Annotated in this window: 17 protein-coding genes and 1 pseudogene; 9 read left to right on the forward strand and 9 right to left on the reverse strand. The window is 49.8% G+C overall.

Annotation, left to right across the window (positions count from 1 at the left end; all coding sequences use genetic code 11):
- Positions 1 to 523: 523 nt before the first annotated feature.
- Positions 524 to 1,099, forward strand: coding sequence for an NAD(P)H-dependent oxidoreductase (locus P6910_RS18710; RefSeq protein WP_317142766.1), 576 nt, complete (start codon positions 524 to 526; stop codon positions 1,097 to 1,099).
- 31 nt (positions 1,100 to 1,130) lie between these two features.
- Here the strand turns inward: P6910_RS18710 and apbC are convergent, their stop codons facing one another.
- The 3 genes from apbC to P6910_RS18725 all read right to left on the reverse strand — a co-directional run bounded on the left by apbC (position 1,131) and on the right by P6910_RS18725 (position 3,423).
- Positions 1,131 to 2,225 (reverse strand): iron-sulfur cluster carrier protein ApbC, encoded by a 1,095-nt coding sequence (apbC, locus tag P6910_RS18715; protein ID WP_317142767.1) that lies wholly within the window; start codon positions 2,223 to 2,225, stop codon positions 1,131 to 1,133.
- A 75-nt stretch (positions 2,226 to 2,300) separates the two neighbouring features.
- Positions 2,301 to 3,053: a replication protein P gene (locus tag P6910_RS18720; protein ID WP_317142768.1), complete on the reverse strand. Its 753-nt coding sequence runs from the start codon at positions 3,051 to 3,053 to the stop codon at positions 2,301 to 2,303.
- Positions 2,947 to 3,423, reverse strand: coding sequence for a DnaT-like ssDNA-binding domain-containing protein (locus tag P6910_RS18725; RefSeq protein WP_317142769.1), 477 nt, complete (start codon positions 3,421 to 3,423; stop codon positions 2,947 to 2,949). The genes P6910_RS18720 and P6910_RS18725 overlap by 107 nt, the downstream gene beginning before the upstream one ends.
- Before the next feature lie 435 nt (positions 3,424 to 3,858).
- On the opposite strand from P6910_RS18725, the gene metG reads away from it, so the two are divergent.
- The 3 genes from metG (at position 3,859) to P6910_RS18740 (ending at position 8,006) form a co-directional block, all read left to right on the forward strand.
- Positions 3,859 to 5,907: a methionine--tRNA ligase gene (gene metG, locus P6910_RS18730; RefSeq protein WP_410493842.1), complete on the forward strand. Its 2,049-nt coding sequence runs from the start codon at positions 3,859 to 3,861 to the stop codon at positions 5,905 to 5,907.
- Between the two features lie 89 nt (positions 5,908 to 5,996).
- Positions 5,997 to 7,343, forward strand: coding sequence for a DEAD/DEAH box helicase (locus tag P6910_RS18735; protein ID WP_317142770.1), 1,347 nt, complete (start codon positions 5,997 to 5,999; stop codon positions 7,341 to 7,343).
- A 141-nt stretch (positions 7,344 to 7,484) separates the two neighbouring features.
- Positions 7,485 to 8,006, forward strand: coding sequence for a hypothetical protein (locus P6910_RS18740; RefSeq protein WP_317142771.1), 522 nt, complete (start codon positions 7,485 to 7,487; stop codon positions 8,004 to 8,006).
- Between the two features lie 15 nt (positions 8,007 to 8,021).
- On the opposite strand, the gene P6910_RS18745 is transcribed toward P6910_RS18740, so the two are convergent.
- Positions 8,022 to 8,390, reverse strand: coding sequence for a hypothetical protein (locus P6910_RS18745; protein WP_317142772.1), 369 nt, complete (start codon positions 8,388 to 8,390; stop codon positions 8,022 to 8,024).
- A 92-nt stretch (positions 8,391 to 8,482) separates the two neighbouring features.
- Between P6910_RS18745 and P6910_RS18750 the strand changes: the two genes are divergently transcribed.
- The 4 genes from P6910_RS18750 to P6910_RS18765 all read left to right on the forward strand — a co-directional run bounded on the left by P6910_RS18750 (position 8,483) and on the right by P6910_RS18765 (position 13,854).
- Positions 8,483 to 9,796 (forward strand): DEAD/DEAH box helicase, encoded by a 1,314-nt coding sequence (locus tag P6910_RS18750; protein WP_317142773.1) that lies wholly within the window; start codon positions 8,483 to 8,485, stop codon positions 9,794 to 9,796.
- An 89-nt stretch (positions 9,797 to 9,885) separates the two neighbouring features.
- Positions 9,886 to 10,287: an SMI1/KNR4 family protein gene (locus P6910_RS18755; protein ID WP_317142774.1), complete on the forward strand. Its 402-nt coding sequence runs from the start codon at positions 9,886 to 9,888 to the stop codon at positions 10,285 to 10,287.
- Between the two features lie 202 nt (positions 10,288 to 10,489).
- On the forward strand, positions 10,490 to 11,479 hold the full coding sequence (locus tag P6910_RS18760) for a rhodanese-related sulfurtransferase (protein WP_317142775.1): 990 nt from the start codon (positions 10,490 to 10,492) through the stop codon (positions 11,477 to 11,479).
- A gap of 674 nt (positions 11,480 to 12,153) precedes the next feature.
- On the forward strand, positions 12,154 to 13,854 hold the full coding sequence (locus tag P6910_RS18765; RefSeq protein WP_317142776.1) for a C2H2-type zinc finger protein: 1,701 nt from the start codon (positions 12,154 to 12,156) through the stop codon (positions 13,852 to 13,854).
- Positions 13,855 to 13,899: 45 nt separating this feature from the next.
- Here P6910_RS18765 and P6910_RS18770 read toward each other — a convergent pair whose 3' ends face one another.
- The 3 genes and pseudogenes from P6910_RS18770 to P6910_RS18780 form a co-directional block, all read right to left on the reverse strand.
- Positions 13,900 to 14,514, reverse strand: a complete 615-nt coding sequence (locus tag P6910_RS18770; protein WP_317142777.1) for a hypothetical protein — start codon at positions 14,512 to 14,514, stop codon at positions 13,900 to 13,902.
- A gap of 46 nt (positions 14,515 to 14,560) precedes the next feature.
- A pseudogene (locus tag P6910_RS18775) lies at positions 14,561 to 15,694 on the reverse strand (IS630 family transposase).
- 115 nt (positions 15,695 to 15,809) lie between these two features.
- Positions 15,810 to 16,268 (reverse strand): Lrp/AsnC family transcriptional regulator, encoded by a 459-nt coding sequence (locus P6910_RS18780; protein ID WP_317142778.1) that lies wholly within the window; start codon positions 16,266 to 16,268, stop codon positions 15,810 to 15,812.
- A gap of 145 nt (positions 16,269 to 16,413) precedes the next feature.
- On the opposite strand from P6910_RS18780, the gene P6910_RS18785 reads away from it, so the two are divergent.
- A complete protein-coding gene (locus P6910_RS18785; protein ID WP_317142779.1) occupies positions 16,414 to 17,325 on the forward strand; it encodes a DMT family transporter in 912 nt (303 codons plus the stop codon).
- Positions 17,326 to 17,381: 56 nt separating this feature from the next.
- On the opposite strand, the gene P6910_RS18790 is transcribed toward P6910_RS18785, so the two are convergent.
- A complete protein-coding gene (locus P6910_RS18790; protein WP_317142780.1) occupies positions 17,382 to 17,861 on the reverse strand; it encodes a peptidylprolyl isomerase in 480 nt (159 codons plus the stop codon).
- A 334-nt stretch (positions 17,862 to 18,195) separates the two neighbouring features.
- Positions 18,196 to 18,765 (reverse strand): hypothetical protein, encoded by a 570-nt coding sequence (locus P6910_RS18795; protein WP_317142781.1) that lies wholly within the window; start codon positions 18,763 to 18,765, stop codon positions 18,196 to 18,198.
- Positions 18,766 to 19,020 lie beyond the last annotated feature (255 nt).

Here is a 19,020-nt window from a genome sequence, read left to right on the forward strand (position 1 = left end):
ACCACAACCCCCCGGAATGTTATTAAGCGCTATTATACGTGCCCGACAATCAAAGGCGGTAGCCCTCTTCTCGCTGTCTCTGCTAGCAGCCTGTCGGACTTAAGCGCCCGTAGCGAGGATTGCGAGAAATTGAGGATAAAAATTTCTGCTTCTGAGGAGAATAGCGGGGCTATTTGACGAAGAGGCAGGAATTTTTAGACCAATTTATCGCAACCGCACGACTGCACGGATGCAGGAGCTAGAGCAACGCAGGAGCAGTTGCCGCGTAGGGCAGACTTAAGTCCGACAGGCTGCTAGGAGCCTGACCGAGAATAGCGCCCGTCGCGAGGACGGCAGAAAATTGAGGATGAAAATTCGGTTTTGTAAGGAGAATAGCGAGCTATTTGACGAACAAAAGCGGATTTTCAGACCAATTTGCTGCCGCCGCAGTAGGGCAGTCTATTCTCGGTCAGGCTCCTAGACCTGCTTTTGTTGCTAAAAGCCTCTAAAATAGCCCTGATTGTTGCCAGCAAATAAGATCAGAATGAATGTTTTAGTCGTTTATGCCCACCCGAACCCGGAAAGCTACAATGGAGCACTGTTCAGGCTGACCTGTGAGCAATTGTCTCTGGCCGGGCACAATGTTCACCCTCTGGATCTTTATGAGATTGACTTTGAAGCACGGATGTCCCGTGAAGAAAGACTCAACTACATGACCCGGAACAACACTGACGGGGTCGAAAACCAGGTTGCCAAACTGAAATGGGCAGAAGCAGTGGTCTTTATCTATCCCACCTGGTGGATGGGCCCTCCGGCGATTTTAAAGGGCTGGCTTGACCGGGTCTGGCTGCCCGGAGTTGTGGCAACTTATGGACCCAAAGGTCTCGAGCCGGGCCTGACCCATATCAAAAAGTTTCTGATCATTACCACCCAGGGATCATCCCGCTGGCGGATGGCTCTGATAGGCAACCCGCCCAAGAAAATGTTCAGGCTCTCACTGAAAGTGGTATCCCGCTGCAAAAATATAAAGTGGCTGGCGCTATACGGTATGGACAAAAAAACAGAGGAAGATCGAAAACAGTTTATGAAAAAAGTCAGTAAGCACCTGCAAAGCTTCTGAAAAACCGGGGAGCACCTCTCCCCCGGCTCAGTTAGTCATCACTGAATGAGATGGTTGGCGCTTCCGGCTGCTCAGCATTTTTTAAAGCCAGTTCCGCAGCCACCCGTTTAGCCATATCCCTGTAGATCATGGTGATCTGCGAGTCTGGCTCAGAAACCACGGTCGGCTCTCCTTCATCAGACTGTTCACGAATCATCATAGACAAAGGCAGTGCGCCCAGCAGATCAACACCAAACTGGTCGGCAATGCGGGTTCCACCCCCCTCGCCAAAGAGATGCTCGGTGTGACCGCATTCAGAACAGACATGAATGGCCATATTTTCCACCACACCCAGCACCGGGATATTGACCTTATTGAACATTTCGATGCCTTTTTTTGCATCGATCAACGCCAGATCCTGCGGTGTGGTCACAATAACACTGCCAGTGACGGGTACTTTCTGAGCCAGTGTCAGCTGGATGTCCCCGGTGCCCGGAGGCATATCGATAAACAGGTAATCAAGATCATTCCACAATGTCTGGGTCAACAGTTGCTGCAGAGCACCACTGACCATCGGACCACGCCAGACCACCGGAGTATCTTCTGTCACCAGAAACGCCATGGACATGGCCTGAATGCCGTGAGCCTCAATGGGAATAAAGAACTTTTCATTTTTGACTTCCGGACGGGTACCATCAGGCAGGCCCAACATCATCCCGATACTGGGACCATAAATGTCGGCATCCAGAACACCGACTCTGGCACCTTCTGCGGCCATCGCCAATGCCAGATTGACCGTGGTGGTGGACTTACCCACACCGCCTTTTCCGGAAGCCACTGCAATAATGTTTTTGACACCGGACAGAGCTTCCAGCTCACCCTGAACCGGCGCACTGGATACGCGCCAGCCAACAGAGACTTTGGCACTTTCAACACCGGGAAGGTTCTCGATCTTGGCAGCCAGTAACTGCTCAATGCCTCCCCTGAAACCTTCTGCCGGGTAGCCCAGTTCAACCTTCAGGGTGACTTTACCCGACTCAATGGAAAGCTCTTTGATGCAACCTGCCGTGACCAGGTCCTGTTTCAGAAAGGGATCGTGATAGCCTTGAACAGCGGCTTCAACCGCAGCACGATCTGGGACACTCATGGGCGTCAGACTCCAACCGTAAGAATGGCAGATAGACTAATGATTTCGTTGTTATTCTGCCAGTAAAAAACGAATTTACTGACCATTGGACAGCGACTGTTTCAACTTCTCAAAAGCAGAACGACCCGAGTCAGGATCAATGCCCTGCTTTGTCATTGTTTTTCGCAGAGCCTGCTCAGCCTGCTCATTCGCAACCCTCACAGCTTCTTTCGAGCGACTGTCTTCAATACCCTTCATAATTGAAGTCTCAAGATCCTCACCATCAAGAACCCGGTTACAGAGTATGTTGTAGTTTCGCTCAAAGATAGGGAAAGCGACGCTTTGCGCTTCACTTCGCAGGGTCATCCACCCCGTTTCCCGCGCTGCCAGATAGACGGCAATGTGAGACCAGCGATAGTCACGGGTCTGCTCAGGCGCATAGCAGGCTTCGTAATAAGCTTGCAGAGGTTTTTTCAAGCCCATCTCATCATGATGCAGCTTGCAATGCTCCCGTATCTCGCTGAGATCAGGAAAGAATTTAGTAGTATCCAGAGCTTTTTGACCAGCCCTGACAATCCTGGCAGGCTTGAATTCTCCGAGCCCCTGAATCCAGACTTTCTTCGCTTCTACCAATGAAGCATCGGTTGGGAAGGCTTTTTTAAACTTTAACGGGAAGGCCGCTTCCAGCATGGTAAACAAAGTATTAATGGCATACTTTGTCTGTTGAGCCCTTTGCAGGGTTTCACGACTGGTCGTCTGATTCGTCGAAGTCGAACTGGAGTCCGTCTGCCCAGCTGGTGTCTGTAAGTTTTTCGACAGTTGATTTATGAGTTCGTTGCCCTTCTTCACTTTGACCCCGCTTCCACTGATAGATCACATGGTTCTTGAACTTATTCTGCCAGGCTTTGCGAGCTTCACCGGTCTCCAGCCAGTAGAGCTTGAACTCCGGAAGTTGGGCAAGGGTAAAGTCTGCCGGAATACCGTGGTGCGCCTCAAGAAACTCTATGTAAACTGCATCAGGCGTAAAATCCTCAGGCAGGGGCTGAACCCTGGCGCCCTCCGCCAGCGTGTTCGACTGAGCGGCTGTCGCTCCAGTCGTCTGCCGGGCGAATACCGGGTGTTCTTCTCCACGTTCTTGAGCAAAGTCCTGAAACGGAGACCTGTCTCCGGAAGCCCACTCTCTTCGCAGTTTTTGCTTCTGGCGTTCTTCGTCAGTCATGAAATTAACAATACCTGCCTTCCCGGCTACGGTCTACCGGTTGTAATAATGAAACAGCCCTGCGCTGCCAGATAAGGCCAAAGGCGAAGACGCCAGCCAGAGACAGGCCCATCCCTCCGTCAAGGAGCAGAAACCTGTCTTAAGATTTTGTGGTGAGTAAATCCCTTCGGGAGCCTGAAGCCAGGCCGGACAGAACCCATTTACTCCTGGAATTTTCCCATACTTGTAACGGGAAGCCGGTTATTCTAACGCCAGTAAAGCCGGATTGAATAGCGGTATTTTTACTTTCTTCGGGCGGTTTCACCCAGACCAGGACCGTCATACGCTGGCGACTTTTCCTCACCACTGTTGGCTAAGTCTTAGCCTAAGCAATAAGAATTATCGTATACTGCCCTCCTTTACCCTCTTTCAACTTTCCAGCAACACAGTACTCGAATGAGCCAACGTAAAATACTTGTCACCAGTGCCCTGCCCTATGCCAATGGTCCTCTGCATATGGGGCACCTGGTGGAATACATTCAAACCGATATCTGGGTTCGTTTTCAGAAGCTGTTCGGCAACCAATGCACTTACGTCTGCGCCGACGATGCCCATGGCACCGCCATCAGCCTGCATGCGCAAAAGCAGGGCATTTCGCCAGAAGAGTCTGTCGCCCTGATCAACAAAGAGCGTATTCGTGACTTTGGTGATTTTCTGGTGGAGTTTGATAATTATCACTCCACCCACTCTGAAGAAAATCGCAAACTGTCTGAAGCCATTTACCTGAAGCTGAAGGAAAATGGCCATATTGCCAGCCGCAACATCACACAGGCGTACGACCCTGAGAAGCAGATGTTTCTGGCGGATCGTTATATCAAGGGGGAATGTCCAAAGTGTGGCGCAGACGACCAGTACGGTGATAACTGTGAAAAATGTGGCGCCACCTATTCTCCAACCGACCTGAAAAATCCCAGGTCGGCTATTTCCGGTGCGGTTCCGGTGGAAAAGGAGAGTGAGCACTTTTTCTTCAGACTTTCAGATTTTGATGGTTTCCTGAAAGAGTGGACCCGTTCCGGCACTATTTCTGATGAGATTGCCAACAAGTTGGCCGAGTGGCTGGATGCGGGCCTGCAGGACTGGGATATTTCCCGCGACGCACCTTACTTCGGCTTCGAAATTCCCGGTGAGCCCGGCAAATTCTTCTACGTCTGGCTGGACGCTCCTATCGGCTACATGGCGTCTTTCGAAAACCTGTGCCAGAGAAGAGACGACCTGAATTTTGACGATTACTGGAAAAAAGACAGTGACTGTGAAGTGCATCACTTCATCGGCAAGGACATTGTCAACTTCCACTGCCTGTTCTGGCCTGCCATGCTGGAAGGTACCGGTTATCGCACGCCGACATCCGTCAATGTTCATGGTTATCTGACGGTGAACGGCGAAAAAATGTCCAAGTCCCGTGGCACCTTTATTACCGCCCGGACTTATCTGGAGCATCTGGACCCGGAATATCTGCGCTATTATTACGCAGCCAAGCTGTCCAGTCGCATCGATGACCTGGACCTGAACACGGAAGACCTGGTTCAGCGGGTTAACTCTGATCTGGTCGGCAAAGTGGTTAACATTGCCAGCCGAAATGCCGGCTTTATCAAGAAGCGTTTTGCCGGAAAACTGTCTGCCAACAACATGATCCCGGAGCTGACAGCCGACTTCCAGAAGACCGGAGAGCGCATCGCTGAGCTTTATGAAGGCCGTGAATTCGGCAAAGCCATGCGTGAAATTATGGCTCTGGCTGACAAAGCCAACGCCTGGATTGACGAAGTGAAGCCCTGGGTTGTTGCTAAAGAAGAAGGCAAAGATCAGGAACTGCACGACATCTGTTCAGCCGGTATTAACCTGTTCCGTTTGCTGATGATCTACCTGAAGCCGGTTCTGCCTGCTATGGCGACCAGGGCAGAAGCCTTCCTGAACATAGAACCTCTGCGCTGGACCGACAGCCAGACCCTGCTGCTGGATCACGAGGTGAACAAGTTCAAGCCTCTGATGACCCGTGTCGAGTTGGATAAAGTCGAAGCCATGATTGAAGCCAGCAAAGAGGTACTTGCCAAAATGTCTGAGCAAAAACCTGCTGAAACCTCTGCCTGTAACGAATGGCTGGAAAAAGAGCCTCTAGCTGAGCAGATTACTTTCGATGACTTTGCCAAAGTGGATCTGCGCATTGCCAAAATCGTTAATGCCGAGCTGGTAGAAGGCGCTGGTAAACTACTGCGATTAACTCTGGATATTGGCGAAGCAGAGCCTCGCAACGTATTCGCAGGCATAAAGTCTGCCTACGCCCCGGAAGCCCTGACCGGCAAATATACGGTTATGGTCGCCAACCTGGCACCTCGTAAAATGAAGTTTGGCGTGAGTGAAGGGATGGTTCTGGCCGCCGGCCCCGGCGATAAAGATCTCTGGATTCTTGAGCCCCATGAAGGTGCCCAGCCCGGAATGCGTGTCATGTGATCCGGTCACGTTCAATACTCAATCATGCCCTGTAAACACCCTCCCCCCCACCGACCTGGTTCGGTGGGAGTTCTCATAAGGAGTATCGCTTGCTTTTTTCTGACCTGGCACTGCACGAACGGCTGCAAAAAGCCCTGACTGAAAGAGATTTCAGCGAGGCCACCCCCGTCCAGGCGGCAGTGATTCCCAAAGCGCTGGACGGCAAAGATTTGCTGGTCAGTTCCGAAACCGGCAGCGGCAAGACGGCGGCATTCCTGCTGCCTGCCCTGAATCATTTCCAAAACAATCCAGCACCTCGGTCCAGCACACGAATGCTGATCCTGGTGCCCACCCGAGAGCTGGCCAGACAGGTTCTGGAAGAGACGGAAGCCCTGGCTCGTTTTACCCGTATCGAGGCTGGACTGATTACCGGTGGCGACCCATTTCGTCACCAGGTCAATACATTAAGAAAGAATCCGGAAATTCTGATCGCCACCCCGGGCCGTCTGCTTGAGCATATGGAGAACAACAATACCGACTTTAGCGATCTGCAATACCTGATTCTGGATGAGGCTGACCGTATGCTGGATTTTGGTTTCAGTCCAGACATGCTGAAAATTGCTTCTGAATGTCGTCAGGATCGTCAAACCATGCTGTTCTCTGCCACCCTGAAACAAAAAGGGATGGGTGAACTGATTAAACTGGTTCTGCAGAAACCTGAAACCCTGACCTTAAACACGGCCAGAGAGAAGCATGAGAACATCCACCAGCAGATCATGCTGAGCGATGATCAAAAGCACAAGGAAAAGCTGACTCGCTGGCTGTTGGAAAACGAGCATTTCGAGAAAGCCATTGTTTTTACCAATACTCGTAACCTGGCTGACCAACTGTGCGGCTTCCTTCGCTACAGTGACCTGAAAGCCGGTGTTCTGCATGGTGAGATGGATCACCAGGAAAGAAAAAAGATGATGGCCATGCTGGCTTCAGGCCAGATCAATATTCTGGTGGCTACCGATGTCGCAGCCAGAGGTCTTGATATCAAAGGGATTGAGCTGGTCATTAATTTCGATATGGCTCGCAATGGCGATGACTATGTTCACCGCATCGGCCGCACCGGAAGAGCCGGTGAAAAAGGTTTGGCCATCTCCCTGATTGGCCCCAATGAATGGAACCTGATGTCAGGCATTGAGCGTTATCTGAAAACACGCTTTGAAAAACGCTCAATCAGGGAGCTGAGAGGCAGCTGGAAAGGCCCTAAAAAGCTCAAGGCTTCGGGAAAAGCTGCTGGCAGCAAGAAAAAGAAGGTCTCCCCGAAAGACAAGACTACCGCTGGAAAAACTCGGCAACGTGACAAAAAGAACCTGGGTAAGCGCCGTAAGCCCGCCAGCCAGGGCACCACTGAATCGGTTGATGCCGGTTTTGAGCCTTTAAAGCGCAAGAAAACTAATCCTTCCTGAACCGTTATGAGAGCGGTCTTTCTTAGACTTTGGTCTAAGAAAGACCGCTTTAGCCTGAATAAATCCCCTCCTCCTGAGAACTTAACTGCACATTCCTTGTCCAATAGCTATATAAACCATTAAAAAAATTGGAGGAAGGGAATGAAATATCTAATGAAAATTAATCTATTCAGCGTACTTGTTTGCCTGGCCAGCTTCGCCAGTGCCGGAAACTTATGTAACCTGCCCTCAGGGAACTACCTGGGCATGTCTAAAGTGACGCTTGATCGCTCAACCGACAAGGTGGAACAGTTTCAAGTCGAACTGAAAGTCGGCTCCGACAATAACAGCTTTGGCTATATCAAGCTGTATGAGCTGGATATGGACTCTTCAGGCACACTCCACCATAACCTGATCAAAAATGAGTATTTCACATTGAGTGGTTGCAGCTCTGGCGCCACTTTCAATCTCAAAGGCCCTGAAATCGAGGGTTTTCTCAAGGTGATGAATGTCAATCAAAGCATGGGAGAGATCACCATGACAGGGGCTATCAATACTTATGAAGAAGGTCTTTATGGCGTCGCTCAATGGCTCTATGACAGTGCCGGATCAATGGTTGGGTCGGAAGGTAAGTACGAGATAGATTTTCGCAAACTGCCCATACGCCTGCGCAAGCAGATCTGATAGCAATCGTGCTTTCTAACTCTCGTGATGAGCATGGAGATGTTCGATTGGTATGAGCCAGGTCCCCGCTCCCACGAGAGGGTGTCGCAAAACTCCAATAGCTCGTTCCCATGCTCTGAGGTCGTCATTCCCGCGAAGGCGGGAATCCAGCGCCAACGGTGGAGCTCTGCCTTCTCGGGGATGAAAAGGCCAGGGGGGCACCGGGCAGTAGGGTTCTGGTGGTGAGTCAGTGTGGATTCCCGCCTTCGCGGGAATGACGAGAATGAAGTCGGGAATGACGAGAATGAAGTCGGGAATGACGAGAATGAAGTCGGGAATGACGAGAATGAAGTCGGGAATGACGAGAGTCAACTCGTTCCCATGCTGGAGAGAGTTTTGCGACACCCTCACGAGAGCGGGTAAACCCCAATGCACAACGCCAAAGACTGCTGTACAATCCTCTGCCCATTTCATGTCCTAGAGGTCTGCAGATCAAAATGACTGATTTCTCATCCCTTGGTTTGTGTGAACCTCTCCTTCAGGCAGTCACCGAACAGGGTTATAAAAAAGCCTCCCCGATTCAGGCCAAAGCGATTCCTATGGTTCTGACCGGTCGCGATGTCATGGCATCCGCCCAGACCGGAACCGGCAAAACAGCTGGCTTCACCCTGCCGCTCCTGCACCGCCTGGCAGAAATGCGGACGCTCAGGAATCACCCTGTTCGCGCCCTGATCCTGGTACCCACCCGAGAGCTGGCTATTCAGGTTGGCGAAAGTGTCGTTCGCTATGGTTCAAACCTCTCTCTTCGCTCAGCAGTCGCATACGGCGGTGTTGATATAGAGCCTCAGGTGGCAGCGCTTCAGGCTGGAGCGGATGTCCTGACGGCAACACCGGGGCGACTGCTGGATCTGATCCGAAAACAACATTTGAACCTGGAGCACCTGAAAATCCTGGTTCTGGATGAAGCCGACAGAATGTTGGATCTTGGTTTTAAAGCCGAGCTGGATCAGATTCTTGAGGCTCTGCCCGCTAAACGTCAGAATCTGCTTTTCTCTGCAACCTTCTCCAAAGAGATTAAGGCACTGGCCCATGAGTTCCAGCGTCATCCGGTCAAAATTGAAATAGAGAATCCAAACTCGGCTGCCAACACAGTCAAACAGTCGGTCTATCCTGTGGATCAGCAGGATAAACCGGAAATCCTCAGCTACATCATTGAAGGTGGCAAGTGGGAGCAAGTTCTGGTTTTCGTGCGCACCAAAAAAGCCGCCGAAAAAGTTGCAGACCTGCTCGCTGACGAAGGTATCAGCGCCACATCACTGCACAGTGACAAGAGCCAGCCTGTTCGCAGCAGAACGCTGGTTGAGTTTCAGGCGGGTGCTTACCGGGTTCTGGTAGCCACTGATGTTGCTTCCAGAGGGCTGGATATGGATCAGTTGCCACTGGTGGTAAACTACGACCTGCCTAAAGTGCCGCAGGATTATGTGCACCGTATTGGTCGAACCGGTCGTGCTGGCAGCCCGGGGCGAGCGATCTCCCTGATGAACCCGGAAGAGAAAAAACTGCTGGAAGCCATTCGCAAGCTCATTAAAAAGCCCCTTAACGTTGAGCCGGTGCCTTATTTTGAGGACGGTGTTAACGTTACTTTGAGTGACGAAACGTCTGTCAAAAAGCCTGGCAAGCCACGCTCAACGTCAGGTCATCCGGGTAAAAAGTCTGCTGGTAATAAAAAGAGGCCAACATTCAAATCACGCTCCGACAACACTCGAAAAAAACCTTCCCAGTCTGGCAGACCGGTCAAAGGTCGCAGATAATCAGGAAAACCGGCTCCATTGAGCCTTGTGATAGCCCCGGTTCATAAGGGGCTTTTCTACCGCCACAGCCCCAGTCACAGGTTATCGCTATGGAAGATGTCATTGATGAACTCCGGGAAGGTGCCGTCGAGGTACCCACACCACTGGAGCTTCCTGACGAAGATGAGATTATCGAAGCTGAAGAGCAGCTGCTGATTCCGATTCCTTCCGACTTCCGGGAGTTTCTGCTGCAAGTCAGTGACGTTGTTTACGGCTCCATGGAACCCGTTACCATTAAAGACCCTTACTCTCACACTTACCTGCCTGAAGTTGCGGCCATCGCCTGGGACCAGGGAGTACCCAGAGATCTACTGCCGCTCTGTGAGCATAATGGCAACTTTTATTGCGTGTCTGCGGAGGGTGAAGTAGGCCTTTGGACAGAAGGCGACCTCTCGGAAGTCACCTGGCCTTCGGTCTGGCACTGGGCTAAAGATGTCTGGTTGAAGAGCTAGCCCAGCCTGTCTATCCGTTTAAAAAACAAGACAGACCGATAGAGATCGCCTACGAGTATTAGCTGTACTGGCAGCCAGTGCTTGCTCTTTGCTATGCTTACGGCCGGTCTGATTCCTGACCAGAAAGTTAGCCTTCTATCGCCTGAAGGAGGCTATGAGACACTGCACCGGATTTACGCTCCGGCCAGCAATAGGACCCTTTATGTCAATCGTCGTTTGTGCACTCTATAAATTTGTCAACCTGGATAACTTTGAATCCATTAAGCCTGAGCTTCTGAAAGTCATGGAGGACCATGGCGTTCATGGCACTCTGCTACTTGCCCGGGAAGGTATTAATGGCACCGTTGCCGGTACCCGAAATGCCATAGACCAGCTCCTGGTCTGGCTGAAAAGCGACCCCCGTCTCGCTGAACTTGAGTATAAGTTATCTTACACTGAAGCGATGCCTTTCAAACGCACCAAAGTCAAACTCAAGAAAGAGATCGTCACCATGGGTGTGGAAGGTATTGACCCCAACCATGTGGTCGGGACTTATGTCGATGCCAAGTCATGGAACGATTTGATCAATGACCCGGAGGTTCTGGTAGTCGATACACGCAACGATTATGAAGTCCAGGTAGGCACCTTCAAAAATGCGATCAATCCCAACACCGAAACCTTCAGGGAGTTTCCTCAGTACGTCAGGGATCACCTCAACCCCGGGCAACACAAGAAAGTTGCCATGTTCTGCACCGGTGGCATTCGCTGCGAAAAGTCGACGGCCTATCTGAAAGAACAGGGTTTCGAAGAGGTCTACCACCTGAAAGGCGGGATTCTCAAATACCTTGAAGAAATACCTCAGGAAGAATCCACCTGGGAAGGCGAATGCTTTGTTTTTGATGATCGCGTCACCGTCAATCATCAGCTTGAAAAAGGTCAGTACGATCAATGCAACGCTTGTCGTCTTCCTATAACCGTGCAAGATCAGCTCAGCGAACACTTCGAACAGGGCGTCAGTTGCCCTCACTGCTATGACAGGCACACACCCGATCAGAAGCAACGTTTCCGTGAACGTGAACACCAGATTCAGCTGGCAAGACGACGCGGAGAAGCTCACCTCGGAGGTGAAGTCGGCAATACGGTTTTGAATCGAAGAAAAGCCAAACAGGCTTTTCGTGAACGGCAACGAACTCTGACAGCCGGAAAGCAATAAGTACTCAGCCATACGGAATCGAATATTTCTGGCTTATTGGGCAGGTGCTCTGCAAGGCGCAACGACGGGAACATAGCAAGCTATGTGACCAGAGTTGCAACGCAGCACGACTGCATGGATGCAGGAGCTAGCAGCCTGTCGGACTTAAGCGTACGTAGCGAGGATTGCAAGAAATTGAGGATAAAAATCTCTGTTTCTGAGGAGAATAGCGAGCTATTTGACGAAGAAACAGGGATTTTTAGACCAATTTATTGCAACCGCACGACTGCATGGATGCAGGAGCTAGAGCAACGCAGGAGCGGTTGCCGCGAGTGCCTGAACAATGAGTCAGAAAATATGATTTCGTATGGTTGAGTACTTAATATCAATCGAACTTTCTAACTCCCTATTGCGCTGTAGATTTGAGCCTTAATCCTGCCTTGGTGATCGTCGCCATAGCTAAGCCGCCTTGTCTTAAGGCTCAAATCTCCGTGCTCATAAGAAATACCAGCCATCTCCCAACAACATCACAACCAGAATGGCCCATCGATCTGCATCATGCCCCTGCGTTAAGGTATGCTCAACGGCCCTTTTAAAAACACACTTATTTTCTTGATCTATCCTTCCTATCTGTAAACCAGAGCAAGGATAGAATTATTAAATACTTACTCTTAACAGCACTGCTATTACTGTCGTTGTCTGTCGTCTTTCAGGCCGAGCCGTCGGGAAGAGATTTTCTTGGAGTCACCAGCCACTCCGGGGGCTCTTTCACCAGCCCGCTGAACACTGATTATGACGGCGGTAACGGAGGCCCTCAACAACACCTGCATACTTTGGATTTAAACTGTTATACCTCTCCCTGCCATGGCGTTTGTCAACTGCAACCATCACCCGACAGCACCGAGCCAGCGCAATGGCTGCTGAATTTTGAAGAGAGTTGGACAGACCAGACAGAAGCAACACACGAACAAGGCTCATACTCCCATTTAGCCGATGACGACTGCTTTATTTGTATGGGTCATCTTGACTCTCCAGAGACCTTACTCCCCCAACACAATGAGCCTTTCGAAACACTGGCCGATCCGGGCATTCAGCCCCAAGGTGCTTCTGGCCTGTCTAACACCGCTAATGGTTTTGCTGTCATTAATGACTCGTTCACTGTCCCAAGTCCCCCCGAAGCGATCGAGATTTCCATTGCACTTACCCAGAGAAGCAGATTACAAGCCCGGAAAGACGACAAAACCAGACAAAAAACCTGCGACGCAACCCTGGTCGGAGCGGATGGCCAACAGCGGCCATGTGGGATGGTCGGCAAGAATTCCCGAACGCTGGGGAATCACAAACAATCGCATCGAAAACGCAAGTATGATGTTGTGGACCAGAACGATGACCGACATTCTCAAGAAGGTAAAGTGGCTAAGACCCTGCCCAACGCGAAAGCCCTGTCGAATCACAAAAGGAAAGATCACATCGAAGCTCAAACCTGTCCTGAGTGCCAGAAGAGCCTGTCAAACGCGAAGGCCCTGTTGAGTCACAAAAGGCAATATCATACTGGAGAGAAAACCTGTTCTGAATGCCTAAAGACCTTGCGCAACGCTCAAGCCCTGTGGGATCACAGAAAAAAAAATCACAGCGGAGTGAAAACCTGCCCCAAGTGCCAAAAGACCCTGCCAAACGCGAAAGCCCTGTCGGTTCACAAAAGAAAAGATCACACCGGAGTGCAAACCTGCCCTCAGTGCCAGAGGACCCTGCCAAACGCTCAATCCCTCTCGGATCACAAAAATCACTATCACACCGGAGTGCAAACCTGCCCTCAGTGTCAGAAGACCCTGCCAAACACGAGAGCCCTGTCGGATCACAAAAGAAAAGATCACACCGGAGTGCAAACCTGCCCTGAGTGCCAGAAGACCCTGCCAAACGCGAGAGCCCTGTCGGATCATAAAAGAAAAGATCACAGCGGAGTGCGAACCTGCCCTGAGTGCCAGAAGCCCCTGCGAAACGCTCAAGCCCTGTTGGATCACAAAAGAAAAGATCACAGCGGAGTGCAACCCTGCCCTGAATGCCAGAAGACCCTGCCAAATGCTCAAGCCCTGTCGCATCACAAAAGGCAATGTCATACTGGAGTGCAAACCTGCCCTAAGTGCCAGAAGACGCTACCAAATGCAAAAGCCCTGTCGAATCACAAAAGGCGTTATCACACCGGAGTGCAAACCTGCCCCAAGTGCCAGAAGACCCTGCCAAGCGCTCAAGCCCTGTGGGTTCACAAAAGCAAAGATCACACCGGAGTGCAAACTTGCCCTGAGTGCCAGAAGATCCTGCCAAACGCGAAAGCCCTGACGGATCACAAAAGTCAACATCGGAAACGAAAGCTTGATGACTCAAAATCAAGTGATTGATTTATGCTTGTCATTGGCTCACCTGAGAGGCGAAGTTAGCTACCTTCAAGAAAAATATCGAATCACTATCTCAACATTGAGCTGGCCCTTATTATACTGGTGCACCAGCAACATACAGAAGGCCAGTGTTATCAACGGAAGAAGCCGCTTTTTCTCCTCACTTAAGAAATACCAGCCACCTCCCAACAGCATCACAACCAGAATGGCCCATCGGCCAGCCTCATGCTCCTGCGCCATGGTGTGGAACAGCACCACAAAACAACCCACAATATTGAACAAAATCCAGAGTGGCGAGAGCATCCCGATACTGCCCAGTATTGGAAACTTGATCAACGCTCCGCCTGTCCATGTTTTAGGCTGTATGTCGGATGACAAATGCAGCGCAATCCCCATCGCCAGACCACCTGCAACGAAGGGTAGATCAAACATCAAGGGCAATATCGCCAGAAGGCACGAATGAGTCATTCCTGAACGGTGACTCAGCCCCGGTAAAGCCAGATCAATATCCGGTAATCGAATGCCGGCAATCAGCCCACTCAGAAACAGCAATGCCGATTCAAATCGGATGATTGCCTGAAAATAGTCGGGAAAATAATGCCGCCCCGCCAGAACAGAAGCCGCCAGCAGACAACCCGCTAACGGAGAAGTGATGTGTCGCATACAACCGGAACAACAAAAGATATGAGGGTGAATCCAGTCTAGTACATCACTCCGATTTGATCGTCGGGTAAAGCTTCTTGAGTTTTACCCGAGCATCCTCGGTCGTAAATCGCCATTCCATTTTGCTTTCTACACCATTACGCTGGGACTCCCACGCTTCAATCTCTGATTTCAGTGCGGCCTGATCGGGTATGCGTCTACTTAAACACTGACGACTGAGAATACTCAATTCAATCTCTGCCATGTTGAGCCAGCTTCCATGCTTGGGTGTATAGATGATTTCCAACTTACTGGCCAACCGATGAGCCTCTCCTGGTTCAAAGGCTTTATAAAGAGATGCAGGTGTATGTGTGTTCAGGTTATCCATGACAAGACGGATGACATCAGCTTTTGGGAAGTGAACATCAACCAGCTGTTTGATCTGGTGAGCCCAGTCGCAGGCAGTTCGGCTATCAGTCACCTCGATATGTCGCCAACCTTCCAGTGGCGCAAAAAACATGAAGAGAGAACTCACACCATTGCGCTCATACTCATTGTCATATTTTAGGGGTTGGCCAGGCTTCATAGGGAGTGGAGTCCTGACCTCCAAAGTATGCTGCTTACTGCTCTCATCCATACAGATCAGTGGTCGATTCGGATCATGTGGTTGTTGATAAACATCCAAAACACGTTCCATAGCGCAAACAAATTCTGCGTTTGCTTTTTTTGGAATACACCACTCCTTTTTCTGCCAAGGCTTCAACTCGTTTTTTTTAACTCTCGGCCAATGGTTTGATGCGAGATGGAATTGACATGCTCCAACTCAACCATACGGTCAGCGAGAAGCTGTAGCGTCCAGCGGCTATGACCTTCTGGTGGTGTTGAGCAAGCCAGAGCTGTCAATGCCGCCTGCTGCTCCCCCCTGGAGTTTTCTTGGGCGGGCAATGCCATTGAACTTGCTATTAACAGCAATATCCAGCCCTTCAAGTACACAGCGTTTGCGTGTTCTCTGAACCGTTTTCGTTGAAACACCACAGGTTTGGCTGGTCTGGAGCTCCGTCAGTTTTGGCCCGTTTTCATCGAGACACAGGAGGATCTGGGCATGAATACGTTTATGCTTGGCCACCTTGGTCTGGTGAATGAGGTCTTTTAATTGCTGCTGTTCGTCTATGGACAGGCGGATACGGTATTGAGCTGGCATAGGTCACCCTGATCTGAATCAGGGAGAAGAATGCCAGAATGGAAAATTCCGGCATTGCTGCAGGACAAAGAAACTGGAGTTATGTACTAGTACATGATTTCGATGAGTCTCATGATCAACCCAATGGCAGGTAAGTGGTATTTTTCAGCTTCTCCATAGCAAAGGAAGAGGTCACTTCGCTGAGTCCGGACACACTGTTTACCAGTCGCTTATAGAATACATCAAAGGCTGCCATATCCCTGACCAGCACTTTCATCATGTAGTCGAACTCTCCTGCCATCCGGAAGAACTCAATCACTTCAGCAAAATCACTAACTTCCGAGACAAAAGCCTCATACCATTCATTGCTGTGATTTTGGGTTTTGATATTCACAAAAGCAGTGAGGTGTAAACCCAGCTTTTCACTGTCCAGCAGGGCTACCCGCTGAGTGATATAGCCCTCTTCTTCCAACCTTTTTAACCGCTTCCAGCAGGGTGAGACGGTTAACCCTACCTTGTCGGCAATATCAGCCACTGGAATGGATGCATCCCGCTGAAGGCAGTCAAGAATCAGTTTATCCTTTTTATCAAGCATAATAGAGAATTATTTTTCCCAAAACTTTTTAAATCATGACAACTTTGACAACATTTTTCCAGCTCTGTCATTTAAACTTTTCATCATAGGTAATAATTAGCAAAAACTGTTTTCCAGCCATTGAACGTATTACGAGGATGTTGGCATGAGCACAAAGACCCGGGTCAGCCTTTTATTTGTTACTGTCTGCTTCATTTGGGGGACAACATGGCTGGCTATGGAACTGGCTGTTGCTACCATTCCGCCGATTACCGCTACCGGCATTCGTTTTGCCGTTGCAGCCCCCCTGATTATTCTGCTGGCGAGATTGAAAGGTGTTACGACCTGGTTCCCAAAGAATAAGAGTCCGGAGTTTTTCCTGATCAGTCTGTTTTACTTTGCCATCCCCTTTACCCTGATGATTTTTGGCGAACAGTATATTTCATCGGGACTGGCGTCTATCATCTTCGCCAATATGCCAGTTGTGGTTCTGATCTTTTCGGTACTGCTCCAGCGCCATAAGGTGGCTATGCACCAGCTGGCGGGGCTGGTCATAGCCCTGGGCAGTCTGGTCACCATTATTGGTAACGAAATGTCGGTCAACAGCAACGGCAGCCTTATGGGCGTGGTTGCACTGGTCGTCGCTGTGCTTATGCATGCCCTGATTTACACCAGTGTCCAGACTCGTTGCGAGGGTGTTCATGTTCTGACCTACAACGCCCTCCCCTGTCTGTTGGCAGCGGTACTGTTGATGATTACGGGTTACTTCATGGAAACGCCTGATATAAACAGCTTCTCGGCGCTCTCACTCGGTGCAGTGATCTATCTGGGGTCCATAGCAGGGATTGGCGGTATTATGGCTTACTTCCAGTTAAACAAACTGGCCAGCCCATTCCAGGCTTCCATCTGTTTTCTGATCTTTCCGGTGATTGCGCTCTGCCTGGACAGCCTGCTGAACGGAACAATGCTCAGCCATGAGTCTCTGTTCCTGACTCTGTTCCTGATGATCGGTGTCTTTTTGACCAAATTGCCAGAGGGAACTTTCAGAAAATACAAGATCTTGTTCAAAAGAAGCTAATGTTTTTTACCGTCATAAAAAAACCGGGCTATTCACCCGGCTTTTTTATGGCTGACTCAATGCTCGTGACCACCGGGTCCATGTACATGACCATGATCCAGCTCTTCTTCCGTTGCGTCACGAACTTCTACCACCTCAACAGCAAAGTTCAGGTCTTCCCCTGCCAGCTGATGGTTAGCATCAATCACAACTTCATCGCCTTCGATGGCCGTAATTGTGACAATGCGTGGACCGATAGCGGTATCAGCATGGAACTGCATACCCACTTCTACGTCGTGGTCTCCGAACTGTGAACGGGGAATGGGTTGCACCAGGCTCTCATCGTATTCGCCATAGGCTTCAGCGGCTTCCACAGAGACTTCCAGCTTGTCACCCGCCGCTTTACCTTCCAGAGCACTTTCCAGACCGGCGACAATGTTACCCGCACCGTGCAGGTAGGCCAGAGGGTCATGACCTTCAGAACTGTCCAGAACTTCACCCCTGGCATTTTTCAGGGTGTAGTGGATCAGCGCGACTTTTTTGTCGGTAATGTTCATGAATTGACAATCTCTGGAATGAATGAACTGAAAGAATACCTGTCTATCCTGAAAACGGACAGTTCTTTTTTTCCCGTCAAGAACTACTGAACCCGCCTGTAATGCACCGTAGAGACTGACGACAGCTCGATCGACCTAAATGGTGGCCAGCAGAATGAAAGGGCCGTCCTAAGGGCATTAGAGAGTCAAAGCCCAAGGTTATTCAACAATTGAGTTTCAGGTTTTTGTGAATCGAAATCAGCTGAAATGATTCTCAATATAACATCAGGATGAATCTGTATGGAGCATTTTCTCTGAAGAGCTTTTTCTAAAGGCTCTTTACGCCTGTTTCAGCTCAATCAACATCATCAATCAGTTGTTTTTGTAATTCTTCATAAATCTCATCAAAATTTTCTGCAATAGAGATTAAAGGTGCTCCGTCAATGTTTAAACAAGCACTAAAGGGAACATTAAAATAAAAAGTCGCTGTATTAGTAACGACTTCTTTTGCTGCTGCCTCGGCAGGAGAACTTTGCTCTTCTAATAACGTTACAATAGATGAAGATGAAGCCCCGGAAAATAAAGGTGCACCATGATTCTCAGATGAAAAAGCCTGAGAACAGTGTGCTAGGTTGTCCTGTTGATTACCTGATTCTGTTTTATCAACCCTACGGAAAATTAAGTTTACGCGTTCATGCAAAATTTGCTCTTGGCTACTATGATCCCCCATATTAGCGGCAACTTTCCTTGGTATGTTTACAAAAATAAATCTCTGTATCAGTTGAGCAATACTGTATACGTCAGAATAATTCAGAGCAAAAGGTAAAGTGCCTGAAATTACCAATGCTGTTATTTCCATTGTGCCTTTTATTTCATCAGATTTGCCACTGCCAGAGAGAAAAGTCAGTAGTATCAATGCTTTCACGAGAAGATTCATCTCTGCAGCCCCACTGCTTGATATAAACGACATTGAGTTTAGGTATAGTCATCATGACTGCCGCTAATGCAGAGCCGCAATAATGGTTTTGCCGCACAGGGCAAACCAGAATGATCAGACGTGATGCGCAAAGGTAGCAGCCTATCGCCGGTTTGGACACTCACAAGTCATTCATGACCATTGCCTGCATTGGAGAGAATCGACAGCCAGTATGGCAAGCGCCTTTAAAGTAAACGACCATAG

It is taken from the genome of Endozoicomonas sp. 8E (assembly GCF_032883915.1).
Taxonomy (GTDB): domain Bacteria; phylum Pseudomonadota; class Gammaproteobacteria; order Pseudomonadales; family Endozoicomonadaceae; genus Endozoicomonas_A.

What these genes read in the sequence shown, in the direction of transcription:
- P6910_RS18710 (WP_317142766.1), top strand. Translation starts at nt 524, where the DNA reads ATGAATGTTTTAGTCGTTTATGCCCACCCGAACCCGGAAAGCTACAAT.
- apbC (WP_317142767.1), bottom strand. Translation starts at nt 2,225, where the DNA reads ATGAGTGTCCCAGATCGTGCTGCGGTTGAAGCCGCTGTTCAAGGCTAT.
- P6910_RS18725 (WP_317142769.1), bottom strand. Translation starts at nt 3,423, where the DNA reads ATGACTGACGAAGAACGCCAGAAGCAAAAACTGCGAAGAGAGTGGGCT.
- metG (WP_410493842.1), top strand. Translation starts at nt 3,859, where the DNA reads ATGAGCCAACGTAAAATACTTGTCACCAGTGCCCTGCCCTATGCCAAT.
- P6910_RS18740 (WP_317142771.1), top strand. Translation starts at nt 7,485, where the DNA reads ATGAAATATCTAATGAAAATTAATCTATTCAGCGTACTTGTTTGCCTG.
- P6910_RS18750 (WP_317142773.1), top strand. Translation starts at nt 8,483, where the DNA reads ATGACTGATTTCTCATCCCTTGGTTTGTGTGAACCTCTCCTTCAGGCA.
- P6910_RS18755 (WP_317142774.1), top strand. Translation starts at nt 9,886, where the DNA reads ATGGAAGATGTCATTGATGAACTCCGGGAAGGTGCCGTCGAGGTACCC.
- P6910_RS18760 (WP_317142775.1), top strand. Translation starts at nt 10,490, where the DNA reads ATGTCAATCGTCGTTTGTGCACTCTATAAATTTGTCAACCTGGATAAC.
- P6910_RS18770 (WP_317142777.1), bottom strand. Translation starts at nt 14,514, where the DNA reads ATGCGACACATCACTTCTCCGTTAGCGGGTTGTCTGCTGGCGGCTTCT.
- P6910_RS18780 (WP_317142778.1), bottom strand. Translation starts at nt 16,268, where the DNA reads ATGCTTGATAAAAAGGATAAACTGATTCTTGACTGCCTTCAGCGGGAT.
- P6910_RS18785 (WP_317142779.1), top strand. Translation starts at nt 16,414, where the DNA reads ATGAGCACAAAGACCCGGGTCAGCCTTTTATTTGTTACTGTCTGCTTC.
- P6910_RS18790 (WP_317142780.1), bottom strand. Translation starts at nt 17,861, where the DNA reads ATGAACATTACCGACAAAAAAGTCGCGCTGATCCACTACACCCTGAAA.